The organism is Maridesulfovibrio salinus (assembly GCF_055394525.1).
The window spans coordinates 1448555-1464562 of sequence record NZ_AP042461.1 but is presented as its reverse complement, the minus strand read 5'-3'; the positions used below and the strand labels follow the sequence as shown (position 1 = coordinate 1464562).

At 47.0% G+C, this 16008-nt stretch carries 15 protein-coding genes and 7 tRNA genes; 17 read left to right on the top strand and 5 right to left on the bottom strand.

Going from position 1 to position 16008, the window contains the following annotated elements:
- Positions 1-80 precede the first annotated feature (80 nt).
- From ACZ5PW_RS06520 to ACZ5PW_RS06505, 4 genes are all read right to left on the bottom strand, one after another.
- Positions 81-1616: a BCCT family transporter gene (locus ACZ5PW_RS06520; protein WP_464559094.1), complete on the bottom strand. Its 1536-nt coding sequence runs from the start codon at positions 1614-1616 to the stop codon at positions 81-83.
- Positions 1617-1627: 11 nt separating this feature from the next.
- Positions 1628-2467 carry a universal stress protein gene (locus ACZ5PW_RS06515; protein WP_464559092.1) on the bottom strand — a complete coding sequence of 280 codons (840 nt, stop codon included), beginning with the start codon at positions 2465-2467 and terminating at the stop codon, positions 1628-1630.
- Positions 2468-2750: 283 nt separating this feature from the next.
- Positions 2751-4169 (bottom strand): adenosylhomocysteinase, encoded by a 1419-nt coding sequence (ahcY, locus tag ACZ5PW_RS06510; RefSeq protein ID WP_464559090.1) that lies wholly within the window; start codon positions 4167-4169, stop codon positions 2751-2753.
- Positions 4170-4180: 11 nt separating this feature from the next.
- Positions 4181-5092 (bottom strand): ArsR/SmtB family transcription factor, encoded by a 912-nt coding sequence (locus tag ACZ5PW_RS06505; protein ID WP_464559088.1) that lies wholly within the window; start codon positions 5090-5092, stop codon positions 4181-4183.
- 184 nt (positions 5093-5276) lie between these two features.
- Here ACZ5PW_RS06505 and ACZ5PW_RS06500 point away from each other — a divergent pair, with 184 nt between their 5' ends.
- The 9 genes from ACZ5PW_RS06500 (at position 5277) to ACZ5PW_RS06460 (ending at position 7644) form a co-directional block, all read left to right on the top strand.
- The gene (locus ACZ5PW_RS06500) at positions 5277-5780 is read left to right on the top strand and encodes a DciA family protein (RefSeq protein ID WP_464559086.1); all 504 of its coding nucleotides are present in this window, start codon (positions 5277-5279) and stop codon (positions 5778-5780) included.
- Positions 5781-5820: 40 nt separating this feature from the next.
- The gene (locus tag ACZ5PW_RS06495) at positions 5821-6168 is read left to right on the top strand and encodes a hypothetical protein (RefSeq protein ID WP_464559084.1); all 348 of its coding nucleotides are present in this window, start codon (positions 5821-5823) and stop codon (positions 6166-6168) included.
- A gap of 85 nt (positions 6169-6253) precedes the next feature.
- Positions 6254-6328, top strand: a tRNA-Gln gene (locus tag ACZ5PW_RS06490).
- 21 nt (positions 6329-6349) lie between these two features.
- Positions 6350-6427: transfer RNA gene (locus ACZ5PW_RS06485), tRNA-Glu, on the top strand.
- 95 nt (positions 6428-6522) lie between these two features.
- Positions 6523-6600, top strand: a tRNA-Glu gene (locus ACZ5PW_RS06480).
- Between the two features lie 480 nt (positions 6601-7080).
- Positions 7081-7155: transfer RNA gene (locus tag ACZ5PW_RS06475), tRNA-Gln, on the top strand.
- 63 nt (positions 7156-7218) lie between these two features.
- Positions 7219-7296, top strand: a tRNA-Glu gene (locus ACZ5PW_RS06470).
- Between the two features lie 98 nt (positions 7297-7394).
- Positions 7395-7472: transfer RNA gene (locus ACZ5PW_RS06465), tRNA-Glu, on the top strand.
- A 94-nt stretch (positions 7473-7566) separates the two neighbouring features.
- Positions 7567-7644: transfer RNA gene (locus tag ACZ5PW_RS06460), tRNA-Glu, on the top strand.
- A gap of 81 nt (positions 7645-7725) precedes the next feature.
- On the opposite strand, the gene ACZ5PW_RS06455 is transcribed toward ACZ5PW_RS06460, so the two are convergent.
- On the bottom strand, positions 7726-8139 hold the full coding sequence (locus ACZ5PW_RS06455) for a hypothetical protein (RefSeq protein WP_464559082.1): 414 nt from the start codon (positions 8137-8139) through the stop codon (positions 7726-7728).
- A 100-nt stretch (positions 8140-8239) separates the two neighbouring features.
- Between ACZ5PW_RS06455 and ACZ5PW_RS06450 the strand changes: the two genes are divergently transcribed.
- From ACZ5PW_RS06450 to ACZ5PW_RS06415, 8 genes are all read left to right on the top strand, one after another.
- Entirely contained in the window at positions 8240-9142 is a 903-nt protein-coding gene (locus tag ACZ5PW_RS06450) for a LysR family transcriptional regulator (protein ID WP_464559080.1), read from the top strand.
- 40 nt (positions 9143-9182) lie between these two features.
- Positions 9183-9716, top strand: a complete 534-nt coding sequence (locus ACZ5PW_RS06445) for an HD domain-containing protein (protein WP_464559078.1) — start codon at positions 9183-9185, stop codon at positions 9714-9716.
- Positions 9717-10084: 368 nt separating this feature from the next.
- On the top strand, positions 10085-10651 hold the full coding sequence (locus ACZ5PW_RS06440; RefSeq protein ID WP_464559076.1) for a GAK system XXXCH domain-containing protein: 567 nt from the start codon (positions 10085-10087) through the stop codon (positions 10649-10651).
- 48 nt (positions 10652-10699) lie between these two features.
- The gene (locus ACZ5PW_RS06435; protein ID WP_464559074.1) at positions 10700-11842 is read left to right on the top strand and encodes a PHP domain-containing protein; all 1143 of its coding nucleotides are present in this window, start codon (positions 10700-10702) and stop codon (positions 11840-11842) included.
- 145 nt (positions 11843-11987) lie between these two features.
- On the top strand, positions 11988-12260 hold the full coding sequence (locus ACZ5PW_RS06430) for an amphi-Trp domain-containing protein (protein ID WP_464559072.1): 273 nt from the start codon (positions 11988-11990) through the stop codon (positions 12258-12260).
- 2 nt (positions 12261-12262) lie between these two features.
- Positions 12263-13927 (top strand): PhoU domain-containing protein, encoded by a 1665-nt coding sequence (locus ACZ5PW_RS06425; protein WP_464559070.1) that lies wholly within the window; start codon positions 12263-12265, stop codon positions 13925-13927.
- A gap of 26 nt (positions 13928-13953) precedes the next feature.
- Entirely contained in the window at positions 13954-14829 is an 876-nt protein-coding gene (locus ACZ5PW_RS06420) for a GAK system ATP-grasp enzyme (protein WP_464559068.1), read from the top strand.
- Complete coding sequence (locus tag ACZ5PW_RS06415; protein WP_464559066.1) at positions 14829-15917, top strand: HprK-related kinase B; 1089 nt, start codon at positions 14829-14831, stop codon at positions 15915-15917. The genes ACZ5PW_RS06420 and ACZ5PW_RS06415 overlap by 1 nt, the downstream gene beginning before the upstream one ends.
- Positions 15918-16008 lie beyond the last annotated feature (91 nt).

The following is a 16008-nucleotide window of genomic DNA, read 5'->3' as shown; positions in this document are numbered from 1 at the left end:
AAGGGGCTCGAAGTTTTCAACCCGAGCCCCATAATTATTTCAATACAAGCTTAAACAAAAGATACAACAAGCATGACAAGTTACGTGTTATCCACCACATTATCAGCTGGAGTGTCCTTTTCCATCAATTCATGCTTGAATTCATAACGCAAGCCCTTAATAAGACAAAGACACAGCAGCAGCATTATTCCGGCAAACGGCAATGCGGCGGCAATCGCCATCCGCTGCAACCCTTCAAGTCCACCCGTGAAAAGCAGGATAGCCGCTGTTGTTGAAACCGTCAGACCCCAGACCAGCTTTTTACTGGCCGGAGGATCTTCTTCTCCCCCTGAAGTCATCATCCCCAGAACGAATGTTGCGGAATCCGCAGAAGTCACAAAGAAGACCACAAGCAGCAGCACCGTCAACAAGGTAAGGACATTGCTCAGAGGGTAGTAGGAATAAAGCTTGAATAGTCCAGTTGAAATATCCTGAGAAACCGCAGCAGCAATTTTTGCACCCTGCTCTAGCTCAAGATGGAACGCTGCTCCACCGAAAACACTGAACCAGACAAATGTCAGCAGAGTAGGAACCAGAAGTGCCCCGAGAACAAATTCACGGATGGTACGGCCACGTGAGATACTTGCAACAAAAAGACCGACAAAAGGCGACCATGATATCCACCATGCCCAGTAGAACAAGGTCCAGTTCTGGGTCCACTCCGGCCCCCTGAAAGGGTTGGTGGAAAGACTCATGCTGAGCAGCGAGGAAGAGTAGTCGGCAAAAGTGCTGAGCAGGACATTGAAGCTAGTCGTAGTCGGTCCCACAATAAGCATAAAGATCAGAATCAGAATAGCCAGCATTATATTGGCCTTGCTGAGCATCTGGATTCCCCTGTCCAGCCCGGTCATGCTGGATATCATGAAAAGGACCGTGACTATGGCAATGATGACAAGAGTACTGACGAAAGAAGCCTCAAACGGGAGAACGGAAGCCAGTCCGCTGTTGATCTGCATGGCTCCCAGCCCAAGAGATGTAACAATACCGAACACCGTTGCAAAAACAGCCAGAGTATCAATTACATAACCTGCAACGCCGAATATCCTGTCCCCCAGAAGCGGAAAGAAGCAGCTTGATATGAGCGGCGGCATCCCGCGCCTGAATGAAAAATAGGCTATGGAAAGACTCATCACGATATATATGGCCCAAGGATGAAATCCCCAGTGAAAAAAACTGTAGCGCATGGCAAATTTAGCAGCTTCGGGAGAAGCTTCTTTGATATAAGCGGGCGGATTAAGGTAATGGCTCATGGGCTCGGCCACTCCCCAGAAAATAAGCCCGATCCCCATCCCGGCGGCAAAAAGCATACTGAACCATCCAAAATAGGAAAAACGTGGCTTTTCGTGATCCGACCCCAGCTTTATATTTCCATACCTGCTGAAAGCCATGAAAATGCTGAATATCAGAAACAGGAAAGCAGAAAGCAGATACCCCCATCCGAAATTACGGATAATGGAGCTGTGCAGCTGAATTGTCCAACTGTCGAGAGCTTTCGGGTAAGCAGCTCCGACAACTATCAATGCCAGAACAATAAGCAGTGAAAAAATGAATACTATATTCTTTTCCAACTTGAACATGAATCAACCTCTTACTGGGAATCTTCTTCAACTTCAGGAAGGCGACAGACACCGGGAATAATGAAAACACTGCATGGAGATTTGTGCGGCAGAAGCTCTGCAGTGGAACCGATCAACTTGCCCACCGCGTCAAGATCCTCGGATTTTCCAACAATAATCAGATCCACACCCTTGGCGCGTGCCTGCTTTACAATCTCGCGGTAAACTATCCCGAGAGTGGTGATCACTTCTATGTGTTCATATGAATCGTCACATGTTTCAGCTATTTTGTGCAGATTGTCAGAAACTTCATTTATACGTTTCTCTTCCGTTACCGGGTCCGGAGCGCGCTGCCCCACGTTCAGCAGATAAAGAGTGTCCGCCTTGAAATTCCTGTTTACCAGATATGGTCTGACAACTGCGGAAGTCGGCTTGAAATCTGTCGCGTACAGGACACTCTGAAGTTCCACGACAGGACGGAGAAATTTAGGATTGTATATAAATACAGGCAGATTGCTCATCCGGAGAATGTCCGAATCAATACTGCCAAGCAGTGCCTGCCGCAAAAGCCCCTTGGGCTTCCAGTAAATTGTAAGGTAATCGGCTTTGACCTCCTCGGCGACATCAATCGCAACTGAAGGGACACTGCCGTTTCTTATAATATACTCAGCCTCAATGCCCATCTCCATGATTTCTGAACACTTTGCTTCCAGTAGGTTCTCAGCCAGCTCATGCTCACGAAAGCTGCTTTTGGAACGCACATGAATCAGGACTATTTTCCTTGTTCCGAAATTTCTCATGAAAGCTATCATTTCAAGAAATTTCTTTTCCGGTTCATCAAGACTGATCTTGATAGCCGCCTTTTCAAGCATTATCTGTCTCCGTGCCCCCTCGAACAAACCGGGGTAATATGTTCCAACTAATTAAAAATAAATAACTTATGTAAATCTGTCCCCCTCGGATACATATCCAATTGGCTTCCGTCAAAGGATTCAGGAGAATTCCTATCACTTAAAGGTCTGCCAAAAGAAATATCACCCAAATAACATATCCTGTCCGCCAAACCAAGAATCCCCACCAGACAGAGGGCGGCAGCCTGAAACTGCCCTTCCCTTCCATCTGATGGGGATATAATCAACCTTTCGGAACTTGATTCTAGTAGCGGTAGTGATCAGGCTTGTAAGGGCCTTCCTGCTTAACGCCGATATAATCTGCCTGTTCTTTGGAAAGCTTGTCCAGCTTGACACCAAGACGCTCAAGGTGCAGACGGGCAACTTCTTCATCAAGCTGTTTGGGCAGAATCATAACCTGAGGCTCGTACTCGTTCTTGGCCAGATCGATCTGGGCCAGAGCCTGGTTGGTGAAACTGTTGGACATTACGAAGCTTGGATGACCGGTAGCGCAACCGAGGTTTACCAGACGGCCTTCAGCAAGAACGATAACGGACTTGCCGGATTCCATCACCCATTTGTCCACCTGGGGCTTGATTTCGATCTTTTCGTTTTTGGAATTGTTTTCAAGGAATCCCATATCGATTTCGTTATCAAAGTGACCGATGTTGCAGATGATTGCTTCATCTTTCATGCGGGCGATATCAGCACCTTTGATAACGTGGTAGTTACCGGTGCAGGTAACGAAAACATCACCACGCTCAACAGCATCATCCATGGTGGTAACTTCAAAACCTTCCATTGCAGCCTGAAGCGCGCAGATGGGGTCGATCTCGGTTACGATAACACGGGCCCCAAAACCGCGCATGGACTGGGCGCAACCCTTACCTACATCGCCGTAGCCCACAACAACAACGATTTTACCGGCGATCATAACATCGGTAGCACGCTTGATGCCGTCAGCCAGAGACTCGCGGCAACCGTAGAGGTTGTCGAACTTGGATTTGGTAACGGAATCGTTGACGTTGATCGCGGGGAAGAGCAGTTCACCTGCTTCCTGCATCTGGTAGAGACGGTGTACGCCGGTTGTGGTTTCTTCGGAAACACCGCGAACTTTCTTAGCTATTTCAGTCCACTTGCTGGGAGTTTCAGCTACGGAAAGTTTCAATCTGTCGAGAACGCACTGAAATTCTTTGTTATCTGTTTTCTCATCAAGAATGGAAGCGTCTTTTTCCGCCTTTACACCGTGGTGAATCAGCAGAGTCGCGTCGCCGCCATCGTCAACGATCAGGTCGGGTCCGGAACCGTCAGGCCATGTCAGAGCCTGCTCGGTGCACCACCAGTATTCTTCAAGGGTCTCACCTTTCCATGCGAAAACCTTGGCAGTGCCGTTAGCTGCGATGGCTGCTGCGGCGTGATCCTGAGTGGAAAAAATGTTGCAGGATGCCCAACGGATATCAGCACCAAGAGCATGCAGGGTTTCGATGAGCATTGCGGTCTGGATTGTCATGTGCAGGGAGCCCATGACCTTCAGGCCTTTAAGAGGCTTTTCCTTGCCATATTTCTCACGGATAGCCATAAGACCGGGCATTTCACGCTCGGAAAGCTGCATTTCTTTGTTACCCCAGTCTGCCAGGGTGATGTCTGCTACTTTGTAATCAAGATTCGGATCTACTTTAAGCATTGAATCCTCCATTATTTTTTTACTGATATGCATACAAGGACAGTAAGTCCTTCATTTACGGGAAAATGTCGTACATCCACGGATTCCAGCCCGGACTCCGAGATCCATCTGCCCAATTCTTCTTCCGTGAAGCCGAGCCTGCGGTCACCGAACTCGGTCCTCATTCGCTCATTTGAATGAACCAGAAAATCCGCCACGACCAACCTGCCGCCTCTGGCAAGGGTTCTCGCGGCCTCGGCAACAGCCTTATCCGGCCTGGGAAGATGATGCAGGACCATGGAAATTACAGCCAGATCGGCCTCCCAGTCACGCAGAGGAAGATGGGTCAACTCACCTATACGCAGACTCACCTTATCATTATCACCGATCCGGGACTCCGCCAATTCAAGCATCTTCGGAGAACTGTCCACTCCGATAACCGTTCCGCACTTAACAAGCAGCGCCTCAAGCAGTGAACCGTTGCCGCAACCGAGATCAACCACCACGGAACAGTCATCAACTATCGAGACCAACTCTTCATTCAAATTGAAATCACCGAAAACATCGCTCTGCAGCCGCTCCCAGTCTTCAGCAATTTCATCAAAAAATTTGCGGGTCTCAAGGTTGCGCTCCGCCAGTACCTGCGCCACCCGCCTGCGGTCTTCCACAACTTCTGTCTCATTCTCTATAAGCCAGCTTACAGATTCAGCGAAACGGTTGCCGTTACCGGACTGGGCCAACCGATAAAAATTCCAGAGCCCTTCCCTGCGTGATTCCAGCAGGCCGCTCTCATGCATAATCTTAAGATGGCGGGAAACCCGGGGCTGGGACATACCCAGAACCTGCACCACCTCGCCAACATTAAGTTCATTATCGCGCAGCATGGCCAGAAGCCTGATTCTTATCTCATCTGACAACGCTTTGCTGTATTTCAAAATTTCCATCTGCAACCTCACCGGAAAAACATAACGACATCTTTATATAACAATATCCTCGAAGAACTACGCAGCATATTCAGATGCGTCAAGCATTAACTATCATTAAAAATGGAAATTGAGGCCAAATGGGTTTGCCAACAGTGATATTAATGTATAATCAGATTTCAAACAATTTTTCTCGCAAAAAATTATGGCAGCAAAGAAAAAATACAAAGGACCGGCCAAGCGGATATTTCATCCCCGCCAGAGGAAGACACGCCCGCTGAATGAAGCCCTTGGGGATTTTGTGAATACCGTTGACGGTGACCGCAAGCTGATGATTCCCAGGCTCTGGAAGGCATGGCCCGAACTGATGGGGGAGCTGGCGGAGTTTGCCAAACCTCTGGGACATCGCAAGAGAACTCTCATACTTGCTTCCGATGATTCAGTGGCCGCTCAGGAGCTTTCATATTTCGCGCCGGAAATCCTGGAAAGAATAAATTCATTTTTTGGTGAAGAAGTCTTTGACAAGGTGCTGTTCGAACTGTTAAACGGCAGGGTTCCATTGGACGGGTACGAATTACAAAGAACCCAGTTCAAGGACGCCAAGATCAAGAAACCCGGCAAATTAGGCGGGTTGAAAGACAAATTTGATCCCGAATCGGCGGTCGGAAGATGTTATCTGAAATACGTCCGCCTGTTTGAAAATTCATAATATTTCAGGACCTGAAAAAGGTCCAACCAAGGAGGATAACATGAGCGAAGAAACCCCTACTCTCGAGAGTCTTGAACTTAAGAAGCCCCTCGACAAAATGACCACCAAGGATCTGCGTCAGCTGTGCATGGACAAAATGCCCCTCATCGTAGGTGCATCCAGCATGGACAAGGAAACCATCATTGCCAACATCAAGGAATACCTCGGAATCGAGGAAGAAGAAGGTGCGGTTTCCCCTTACAAAGATCAGATTCTTTCCATCAAGAGAAAGATGAGAGAAATGCGTATTGAAAAGAAAGCTGCTACCGGACGTAAAGACCGCTGCCAGCTTCGCCGCAAAATCAACAAAATGAAAAAGCAGACTCGCGCACTCTCTAGAGCTCTGTAATCATTTTATTTTCGGAATATCTTAAAAATATTAAAATTAGTTGTTGACAGAGTGAGACAATCCAAATAAACACTCTTCTCGTTGCTGGGACATCGTTCAATTGGCAGGACGACGGGTTCTGGTTCCGTTAATCAAGGTTCGAGTCCTTGTGTCCCAGCCAACAACAACTTTTCTGAGATGCGTCCCCATCGTCTAGCCTGGCCCAGGACACCGGCCTTTCACGCCGGCGACAGGGGTTCAAATCCCCTTGGGGACGCCACTCAAGAGATTCAAAGCCAGCACGAATCTCACACATAACCGGCTTCATTAAATGTGATTCAGGCCACAGAAGCAGGTACCGTTTTTCTAAGATGCGTCCCCATCGTCTAGCCTGGCCCAGGACACCGGCCTTTCACGCCGGCGACAGGGGTTCAAATCCCCTTGGGGACGCCACGATTTCTCAAAAGCCCGATTCGCAAGAATCGGGCTTTTTTACGTGTACTCCATTAGGTCCTCCTTGGCTGAACAGATCCGCAATACTACCGCATCTTGACCGGCACCTCCTAACAGGCCCGCTCGATCCGAGCATTGCCCCGGAATTGAATTACTGTACAGATGAGTTTAGGACTTTACTGTGGAAATGAAATTCAAACGGGAATTGCTCATGAAGAGTATGCAACACTGCGCTTTAGAAAGTTGAAAAGTGATTGAGCAATATATATTCGTCCCTGCCACCTAGGAATTAGCAAATGACAATTTCAATAGGATTTGCCCTGCCTTCAGCCTAATTTTAAAGGCTGTGTAAAGAGACTTGGGAGTAGGCTAAAAAGGCAGCAATTTTATTTTTTAATCACACCCCCTCACATTTTTCCAAAAAGATTTAATTTTGTGTTGACAGCCACACCAAATACACATAAAAGGTTTTCTCGCTGCTGGGACATCGTTCAATTGGCAGGACGACGGGTTCTGGTTCCGTTAATCAAGGTTCGAGTCCTTGTGTCCCAGCCAGCAAAAATTTCTACCCGCTTCACATAGTATCAGGCTACTGAAGCGGGTCTTTTATACAGATGCGTCCCCATCGTCTAGCCTGGCCCAGGACACCGGCCTTTCACGCCGGCGACAGGGGTTCAAATCCCCTTGGGGACGCCATCTAATAAAACAGACTTATAAGCCAAGTAAGTCTTTACATAACATCAGCTTCATTATAGTGATTCAGGCCACTGGAGCAGATACAAATTTCTTGATGCGTCCCCATCGTCTAGCCTGGCCCAGGACACCGGCCTTTCACGCCGGCGACAGGGGTTCAAATCCCCTTGGGGACGCCATCAAACAAAATAGACTTACGGCCAATAAGTCTTACATAAATCCAGCTTCGTTAAAGTGATTCAGGCCACTGAAGCAGGTACTATTTCCAGATGCGTCCCCATCGTCTAGCCTGGCCCAGGACACCGGCCTTTCACGCCGGCGACAGGGGTTCAAATCCCCTTGGGGACGCCACTTTTCATAAAAAGGATTGAATCAATGATTCAATCCTTTTTTGTATTCTGCGACTACGCAAAAAAGCCCTATCACTGCCAGTCACCTACCTCTGGTTATGAGCCCATATCGCTGAACGAAATGCACTCTGCCATCTCTATCCACGAAGATAGCTTTTGGAACCGTTTCCACCTTCCTGACCTCATGGATCACTCCGTCAGGAGAAATGCGGTAGAGCTTACTCTGTGAACCGGACAGAATGTACAAGGAGCTGTCAGGACTCAGACTGAGCCCCCTTATATTCCCTAATCCCTCAGCAAACCGCACCCACTCTCCATCAGGATATACGGTATAAACAATTCCTGCCTGCTGGTCGGCTATGTAAGTGTGCCTTTTGCCTTGCGCCACCAGCATTCCTGAAAAAGAATTTTCAGGAAAACCAAGAACAGATAGCAGCATCAGAATAATTATTCCTGTCCTTATAACATTAATTCGCGGGCGATCAATTCCATGCATATTGTTCTCTCCTTTTGTTTGATTTTAGATACGACAGCGTATAATACAAATCCAATACCGTTTAACTGTCTATTAAAACCAAAAAGGTATTAATATGCGAATGCGTCAACTGCGATATTTTGTAACTCTTGCTGAAGAACTCCACTTTGGAAAGGCAGCGGAAAAACTGCATATCCAACAGCCTCCCCTAAGCCGTCAGATCCAAAGCATGGAAGAAGAACTGGAAGTCAAACTTTTTGCCCGCACAAACCGCAAAGTCGAATTGACAGATGAAGGCCGCTATTTTCTGAAGGAAGCGAAAGAAATGCTGGCAATAATGGATCGTTCCAGAATTAAACTACAGGCAATGGGCGACGGGACTGCCGGCAAGCTCAAAGTAAGCTTTATCTACCTTGCGCTTTCTTCTGAGTTTCCGCGGATAACTGGAAATTTCATCCATGAATTCCCGGATGTGGATGTATCTTTATATGACGAAAGTACATATTCACAGATAAACGCATTAAGGGAAGGAACCCGCCATGTCGGATTCATAACCATGAAACTGGTTGACCTTCAGGGGCTTAGGCATATGGTTGTACACAGGTCGACCACTTGCGCAGCTATACCGGCTAACCATCCCATGGCGGATAAAGATATCTTGACTCTGGAAGACCTTTCAGAACTACCATATATCTGCAGCACAGACTCTTATTGCAGGATGCGGGTTACTGAAATGCAGAAAAAATTTTCCGCTGCCGGACTGGAATTAAAAATAGGGATGAAATATGAGCGGAAGCATACCGGAAATGTTTTTGTTGCGGCAGGACTGGGCTGGACAGTTATCAATTCGGATTCAATAGGCACAATACCGGAAGGAATCGCTCTTAAGCCCCTGGAAATAGAACTGCACCCTTTTGAAATAGCCATGGTCTGGAATCCTGAAAGAATTACCCCGCTGGTGAGCAATTTCATTGAATACTATAAAGAATACTGTTCGGACATTGTAACCGTTCCGACAGCCTGAAATCCGAATTAACAATTAACCGAGACTACAAGGGCATACAATGAAACCGTCCATCCCCACGCAAGAGCAATGTGAAGAGATACTCAACTCCCTGAACGTTCCTGAAGACGTGATAAAACACTCCCGAATGGTCCAGTATGCGGCAATGCGCATTGGCCGTGACCTGAAGTGGCTCCGAGACCGGGGGCCGAATCTGGCTCTTATCTCCGCGGCCGCCCTGCTTCACGACATTGCAAAAGGACAGCCCGGCCACGCAAAGGCTGGAGCGGAGATTATCCGTAAAATGGGCTATGATACTATTGCTGATGTCATTGAAGTGCATAACGATGTTATCTACACAGGAGAGCTTCCTGTAACTGAAAAAGAAATCGTCTATATCGCTGACAAAATGGTAATAGGCGACCAATTGGTCACAGTCGCATACAAATTTGCCCAGAAAATTGAAAAACGTAAAAATGATCCCCAAACAGTTACCGAACTTAAGCACCGTAAAGAACTCGCCATGCGTATCAAGACCTCAATTGAACAGGAAACCGGCAAAAATCTTGAAGAACTGGCCATAGCTGAATGCTGATTTACCACCTGAACTGACACTTCAGCTAACTATAGCCCGGATATACTCATAATCCGGGCTTCTTATTGAATTAAATATAAACAAAATCTGGCTGAAAAAATTTATTCCCCACCACTCTTAAGCCTTATCTTACAAGGTATGGCAATAAATACTGGTCAAAATATACCACTTATGTTTATGATTTAACTAGGCCAGTTGCCGTTTAAATACACCTGATAAATAAATTAAAGTTCGTTTCGTTTTAATTCGGTTGCAACATTGTAACATTCTCGCAACAGTTGTAGGATTATGATCCTATAGAAACTGTAAGGATACACTCGCAGCTGGAATTTTCATACCATAACCTTTCATAATGATCAGGAGGCCATATGGGCAAAGGAAATAAGATAAAAAGGATGATGAGCTCTGATGAATTACCGAATTTTTTCCGCAAAATGGCATCCGCAATTGAAAATGGAGCTTCGGATGAAAACGCATACCTTGCCGCTATTGAAGGGTTTGAAAAACTCAAGATAGACGTTCGCAACGAACAGGACCAGACCGTAATCAAAATCAAGGCCAAGCCTTCCAAGGAGAGCACCTCCGCAGTAATCGACAGTGAAACTGATATTAATACGGATACTGATGCTGATGTTCCGGGTAAACCTAAATACAGCCAGTTGAAGAAACGTATGAAAAAATCATTCAAAACCATATTCAAAACTCTCCATGCCGAACAAATGCCACCGGCTGAAGTTGTGGAGGAATTCATTGCAGACTCACACCTGATGGTTTCATACACAGATAAGGGTCTGGGAGATGAATACTATGATGAATACATTGCGGCATGTGATGTATTCCAAAAAGCATTTGAGGCCGGCAACGTGGAGGCAACCCACGCGGCTTGCGATGAACTGAACCATCTCAAGACCAAATGCCACGCCAAATACGATTGAGATAAAATCTCAAATTTATGTGAAACCCATAAAAACAGGACTTGTTTTATGAATACCCAGACTACCTGCCCGCAGGCTGTCAAAGTTTCACCTGAGATCACTGATGAAGACCGCACCCGGTTCCATGAGGTAATCTCAACAGAACTTGCGGACTGGCAGGTTGAACAGGTGGTGACCCCCAGCAAGATATATCCGCGTCAGGAAAAGATGCTGGCACTGCACTGGCATCCCGAGTTCGTCCCCATGGATCTCATCACCAGAAGAGTGGAAGCCATGTTTCCCAATGTGACGGACAAAATGATGATCCCCACCCAGCACAACGTGCTTATGAGCTACGGGGATTACACCGGCGTTGAAGTGGATTGCTACGCCAGCGGCTTCAACCAGAAGGTACAGCTCCTGCTGCATTTCGAGAACCACAGGGTCGAAAACGCCCACGTTCTGAAATCCATGCTTGCCCATACATTCAAATATCGCTCCTCGCAGCTTTTTGAGTATATGGACACCATCACCAAGCCCATGGAAGACCGTGTGGCCAAAGCAGCGCGCAGCACAGGTGCGGATGACGACCTTGTGGAAATGGTCCGCATCTATGTAACCAAAATTCAGACCATTCTGGATGACGAATGGGCCGATGTGCCACGCGAGTCCATCAAGAACAAACTGATAAAGAACTATTTCGACGCCATGCGCCCCATATACGGAGACAACCTCATCAACCGTATTCAGGCTTACCTCAAGGCAATCAAAAAGCTCGTAAAGGCCAACTTCTCACTGAAGTTTTTCTATAGGGCGACTGAAATTATTGAGGAAGCACGCTCACTGGGCGGATGCGTTGTAATCCCCCACCCGGAGGAATTCTGGCCTATTCTGCTGGCAAAATACGATGTTGACGGGATAGAAGTCTGGAATCCACAGTCACAGCGATATACCGAATTCCTTATTTCAGTGGTTAATGAGCAGAACGCCAGAAGAGCGTCTGGAGGAAGGAACCTGCTCATTTTCATGGGCGATGATTGCCACATGAGCGAAAAGACCAAGCCTGTCGAGACTCAGGATACCGCCAAGGCGGCCCGTGAAATAGGCCTGCAACCGGCCTGGGATGATCTGAATATAAGAAAAAAACTCATAATTGCCGGGATAGACAGACAGTCTGTGATAACCGAATACAGGAGTAGGCTTGCAGGTTAGTTCCTGCCGCATCATTCTTCATACAATCTTAATAAGATTGCAACGAACAACCTGCACCCCGGTGATATTGCTCAACGACACTTGCACTACAAGCACCCGGCAGTGACCAGTTCACCGGTCACTGCCGGAACTATGGAGAATATCTATGTCAATTGAAAAAAAATTCGTCTTTGATTCCCTGCAGGATTCAGAGTCAATCCGTCTGTTCCTCAAGGCGCTGGTTGAAGGCTTTGACGCGGGAAAAATCAACCTCTCCACCAATGGAGATGAAATAGAACTGCATCCCAAAGGATTGCTGAACTTTTCCGTTAAGGCCAAAAGAAAGGCCGGAGCCAACAAAATCGCCATCAAAATAGCATGGAAAGATTCGGATCAGGGTGAAGATCCGACAGAAAAAACAATTAACGTTAACTCATAGCTATGCTCACATTTGAAGGACTTGACGAAAATTTCAAATTTCTGATTATTGAGGTCCAGAATCAGGTTAAGGCGACACGGGAATTCATAAAATCACCCTCCCGGTCTCTTTTCCGTAAAATTACTTCGCGCGATGATTACATCGACAACCTCAAGACTGTAATCGAAAATAAGTGCTACTCGCGCATAAACAGCTCAAAGGATCTTGATAAATCCATTCTGAACAAGATCAGAGCCATTCAGGTTTCCTCTGTAAACCTGGAGCGCATTGGTGACTACTGCGTAAATATTGTCAACCAGATGGCCTATCTTGATGACAAGAGCTTTGTGCTGCGTTTTGAGTCGGAAGAAGCATTTGATGTCATTGAAAACACCACAGATCTGATTGAAGAGGCATTTACCGAAGAAGACATGGCTCTGACACTGAAGATCTGTAAGTCAGAATATCGCCTTGATTCGCTCTACAAAGACAACTTCAATCACATTCTGGCTGAGATGGGTAGCGGTAAGAACATTCCCAACCTTGTCACAGTCCTGTTGATTTTCCGATACCTTGAAAGAATCGGAGATGCCTTGCTGAATGTGGGTGAAGCAATCATTTTCTCCATTCTGGGTGAAAGAATTAAAATCGAACAGTTTGAATCCCTTCAGCAGACCCTCAGTGTATCCGGATTTGACGGTTCATTCTCGGATATCGATTTTCAGGGAATCTGGGGCTCCCGCTCCGGGTGCCGCATAGGCAGGGTGCAAGCCAGAGAACTTGGCAAAGCAGCCAATCTGGATACACCTGTTGCTCAGGGAAGTATCTATAAAGAAGGCAACCTTGATAAGATAAAACAGGAACGCGACAATCTGGATATCTGGAACAATAACTTTCCGGGCATGGTTCCCGAAGTTTTCGGTTTTCTTGAAACCACTGAAGAAAACAAAGGCTCCATGCTGGTTGAATTTCTGCCCGGATGCACACTGGACACCATGATCCTGACCTCCGATGACGCAGACCTTGAAAATGCGCTGTTCACCCTTGAACAGACCCTGCGCCATATTTGGGGCAAAACCAGAAAGAAGGGTCCGCTTCCCACCACTTTCATGGAACAGCTAAAATCACGGCAGAACGGGGTCTTGCAGGTCCATCCCGAATTCAATCGCAACGCAAGGCAAATGGGCAGTACCGAGATAGTTTCATCAAAAGCCCTCATTGAAGAATGCATGACCATTGAGGAATCCATTCCTGCTCCTTTCACGGTTTTTATCCATGGCGACTTCAATTGCAACAACGTTGTCTACTCCAATTCAGACGAACGGATCAGGTTTATTGACCTCTACCGTTCCAGAGACTTCGATTATATTCAGGATGTTTCCGTATTCCTGGTCTCATGTTTCCGCATGCCTGTTTTTGACCGGGCGATCAGAAACAAGATCAATTCCGTCATTTCCCGTTTTTTCATCTTTGCCGAAGAGTTCGCTCTGGAAAACGAGGACCGGGCTTGGCAGGCAAGGCTTGCACTGGCCCTTTCCCGCTCGTTCTACACTTCAACCAGATTTGAATTCAACTACGCATTCGCCAAAGAGATGTTCAACCGCTCAATGTTCCTTCTTGAAAAAGTGAACCGCTACAGTGGTAAATGGGACAACTTCATTCTTCCTGAAGACATTCTCTACTACTAACCCTCAGCTGATCCAAGGTGATAACAATGAAAATAGGTGTTATAGGACTCAAAGGGGCATGGTCTTCGCAACAGCTTGCCGAGGCTGTGAGCAAAAAGACCGGCCGGGATACTAAAATTTTTGAAATGCAGGATGTCCGCCTCGACCTGCCCTCCGGAAAAGCACTGGTTGAAGACGAAGATCTTTCAACCTTTGATGCATTGATAATAAAAAAAATAGGCAAGGAGTATTCTCCGGATCTTCTGGACCGCCTTGAAATGCTGCGTATGCTTGAAGGACGCGGAGTTAAGTTTTTCTCTTCACCCTACTCCATCCTACGTGTTCTGGACCGCCTGACCTGTACCATTTCCCTGCAGCTTGGTGACATTCCGATGCCTCCCACGACCATAACTGAAGACGTGGACCACGCCCTTGCCGCGGTTGAAGAATATGGAGAAGCAGTCTTCAAACCCCTTTTCAGCACAAAGGCCAGAGGAATGTTTGTCCTTAAACCCGGACCGGATGCCCGCAGAACAATCGAAGAGTTCCACAAAGAATACAATACCATGTACATCCAGAAGACCATTGATCTTAACGGAAGCGATCTGGGTATTGTTTTTCTCGGTGGCGAATATCTCACCACCTATGCCCGCTGCAAAACAACAGACTCCTGGAACACTACCACCATCAATGGCGGCAAATATGCTCCGGTTGATCCTCCCCAGGAAATCATCGATCTGGCTCAGAAGGCTCAGGCTATCTTCAATCTCGATTTTACCTGTGTTGATGTGGCCATCACCAAAGATGGACCATTTATATTCGAAGTTTCGGCTTTCGGCGGTTTCCGCGGAATTCTCGATGCCCGGGGCATTGATGCGGCTGCCAGATACGTGGACTATGTAACCAAGAAGGTGGAAGGATAATGAACCAGAACACTGTATCCAGAGCAGGTATAATAAAAAAATACCGCGCAGAACTACCGGCAGACAAACCACTTTTCATTGATTTCGGTGGATGCATTATTGAAACCAGAGTCAACAACTCCGAGCTTCTGGCCGATCTTGAAAACTACTTCAAGGAATTCATGGTCGAAGCCGACAAAGGCGATATTCTTATTACCGCCCACGAATGCCCCGCAGTGGACCTCGGCCTTGAATACACCGTGAAACAACCTGACCCCGGAAAAACCAAAATAAAAGAAGAGTACGCGAACCTGAGCGATGGCCGTGTAGTCTACAAAAGACTCACCGGAATGATCTTCGCTTTTGGCGAGGGAGAGAATATAGCTCTCGGGCCGTGCATCGAGAACTCCAATCAGGTAATTAATTTCATCAACAACCGCTTTATAGAATACAAACTGAATCAGGGCTGCTTCCTCGGACATGCAGCCGGGGTTCTGGAAAGCGGTCGAGGGATAGCTCTGGCTGGTTTTTCCGGCATGGGCAAATCCACGCTGGCCCTGCACCTGATGAGCCGCGGGACAACCTTCATAAGTAATGACAGGGTTATGATCGAGGATAACGGTGAAGACATCACTGTCTATGGAGTAGCGAAGCAGCCCCGCATCAATCCCGGAACCGCTCTTAACAACCCGGATCTGGAATGCATAATAGATCCTGAAGACAAGAAGAAATTCCTTTCCCTTCCAAAAGAAGAACTCTGGGAACTTGAACACAAATATGATGCCCTGATTGACGAATGCTACGGTAAAAACAAATTCGTGCTGCGCGCTCCCATGAGTGCCCTAGTTATCCTTAACTGGCAGAGAAACGAACAGGAAACCAAAGTAGAAACAGTTGACCCCAAAGAGCGCAGGGACCTTCTTCCCGCTTTTATGAAGGGAACCGGACTTTTCTATCTTCCGGATTCAAGCGACAAAGAAAATGATCCTGATGTTGACGCTTATGCCGAAATTCTGTCAAAAACCACTCTTATCGAAATAAGCGGGGGAGTAGACTTTGACAAAGCCGCTGATGCCTGCCTGAAATTCATGCAGACCGGATCAATTTAAAACAGCCAGCAATATTAAGCCGCTTCGTTCTGAAAAGGCGTAGCGGCCTTGTTGAAATTATGAGCCGGGAATAACCACCTGAACAGGAAAG

Bases quoted from the DNA above. Each gene is read 5' to 3' on its own strand.
- ACZ5PW_RS06520 (WP_464559094.1), bottom strand. From the start codon at position 1,616: ATGTTCAAGTTGGAAAAGAATATAGTATTCATTTTTTCACTGCTTATT.
- ACZ5PW_RS06515 (WP_464559092.1), bottom strand. From the start codon at position 2,467: ATGCTTGAAAAGGCGGCTATCAAGATCAGTCTTGATGAACCGGAAAAG.
- ahcY (WP_464559090.1), bottom strand. From the start codon at position 4,169: ATGCTTAAAGTAGATCCGAATCTTGATTACAAAGTAGCAGACATCACC.
- ACZ5PW_RS06505 (WP_464559088.1), bottom strand. From the start codon at position 5,092: ATGGAAATTTTGAAATACAGCAAAGCGTTGTCAGATGAGATAAGAATC.
- ACZ5PW_RS06500 (WP_464559086.1), top strand. From the start codon at position 5,277: ATGGCAGCAAAGAAAAAATACAAAGGACCGGCCAAGCGGATATTTCAT.
- ACZ5PW_RS06495 (WP_464559084.1), top strand. From the start codon at position 5,821: ATGAGCGAAGAAACCCCTACTCTCGAGAGTCTTGAACTTAAGAAGCCC.
- ACZ5PW_RS06455 (WP_464559082.1), bottom strand. From the start codon at position 8,139: ATGCATGGAATTGATCGCCCGCGAATTAATGTTATAAGGACAGGAATA.
- ACZ5PW_RS06450 (WP_464559080.1), top strand. From the start codon at position 8,240: ATGCGTCAACTGCGATATTTTGTAACTCTTGCTGAAGAACTCCACTTT.
- ACZ5PW_RS06445 (WP_464559078.1), top strand. From the start codon at position 9,183: ATGAAACCGTCCATCCCCACGCAAGAGCAATGTGAAGAGATACTCAAC.
- ACZ5PW_RS06440 (WP_464559076.1), top strand. From the start codon at position 10,085: ATGGGCAAAGGAAATAAGATAAAAAGGATGATGAGCTCTGATGAATTA.
- ACZ5PW_RS06435 (WP_464559074.1), top strand. From the start codon at position 10,700: ATGAATACCCAGACTACCTGCCCGCAGGCTGTCAAAGTTTCACCTGAG.
- ACZ5PW_RS06430 (WP_464559072.1), top strand. From the start codon at position 11,988: ATGTCAATTGAAAAAAAATTCGTCTTTGATTCCCTGCAGGATTCAGAG.
- ACZ5PW_RS06425 (WP_464559070.1), top strand. From the start codon at position 12,263: ATGCTCACATTTGAAGGACTTGACGAAAATTTCAAATTTCTGATTATT.
- ACZ5PW_RS06420 (WP_464559068.1), top strand. From the start codon at position 13,954: ATGAAAATAGGTGTTATAGGACTCAAAGGGGCATGGTCTTCGCAACAG.
- ACZ5PW_RS06415 (WP_464559066.1), top strand. From the start codon at position 14,829: ATGAACCAGAACACTGTATCCAGAGCAGGTATAATAAAAAAATACCGC.